Genomic DNA, 985 nt, shown 5'->3' with positions numbered 1-985 from the left:
GGGAGACTTTTACGACAGCCTCTGATACCCCTTCTCGGTGTATCCTTCTCTCGTGCCAAAGCTTTATCCCCGCCTCTCTCAGGCGGAAGCCCTCCTTCGGTACAAGACAGCCCGGGACCCAGTGGAAAAGATACGGTGGCAGGCGATTTCTCTAGCCCTAGAGGGAAAGACGATGGATGAGATTGCCCAGGCCACATTGCCCTCCAAGCGTTGGGTCTACATGGTCCTGAAGCGCTTCAACCCGTTGGGGCCCGAGGGGCTTGCCGACTACCGCCATCGTAACCCCGGACAGAGGCCCAAGCACACACCTGAGGAACAGGTGAGAGTCCTTAGGGCTCTGCAGGGCTCTCCTCCTGACGGGGGCCTATGGACGGGGCCCAAGCTGAGGGACTGGGTGGAACGGGAGTTGGGGAATGGGCTTTACTCTGCGCATCCCCGGGCCCCAGCATCGGCTTAGGGATCGGGAGGCGCAGGAGGCCTTGGGCCTACGACGAGTACCGCCTGGGGCTTAGGCCGGAGTACCCCAGGGTGTGAAGCCGAAGGGGGAGAGGCCTTTGGCCGTGGTCCATCCCCGGTACCGGTGGTTCTACGTGGGCACCTTGGTGGAACCGGAGACGGGGAAGGGCCTGAGTCTGTTGGGGAATACATCTGGTGTTTCTGCCCCCTTAGGGTCCCGAGCTGCAAGCGGGTATGGCCTTTGGTGAACGAGGCGGTGGCGAACCGGTGCTTTCGGGATGTGGAAGAGATGATGGAGGCGGTAGCGGAGCGGTGCCGGGTCCTGGAGGGGGACCCAGAGACCCTCAGGCGGCATACCCTCTTCCGCGGGTGGCCTAGGATGCAGGAATCTATATGAAAAAGAAGAAGTATGAGTCTTAGGCCTTGGGCGCAACTCGAACTACTCCCCACCGGCGGCGTCCTCGACTTGCGCCTCTTCATGGACAGGGAGGGGTCACCTCCTTGCTTAACTCAAAACTTGCACTTATCC

Annotated in this window: 1 protein-coding gene; it reads left to right on the top strand. The window is 61.1% G+C overall.

Annotated features, from left to right (window positions below):
- Window positions 1–37: 37 nt before the first annotated feature.
- Window positions 38–457 carry a helix-turn-helix domain-containing protein gene (locus C2847_RS12125; protein WP_341865811.1) on the top strand — a complete coding sequence of 140 codons (420 nt, stop codon included), beginning with the start codon at window positions 38–40 and terminating at the stop codon, window positions 455–457.
- Window positions 458–985: the final 528 nt, after the last annotated feature.

Origin of the sequence: Thermus tenuipuniceus (assembly GCF_002964845.1) — a bacterium.
GTDB lineage: Bacteria > Deinococcota > Deinococci > Deinococcales > Thermaceae > Thermus > Thermus tenuipuniceus.
Note: the sequence above shows the minus strand (reverse complement) of the source record. Positions and strands in the feature narration are given on the sequence as shown.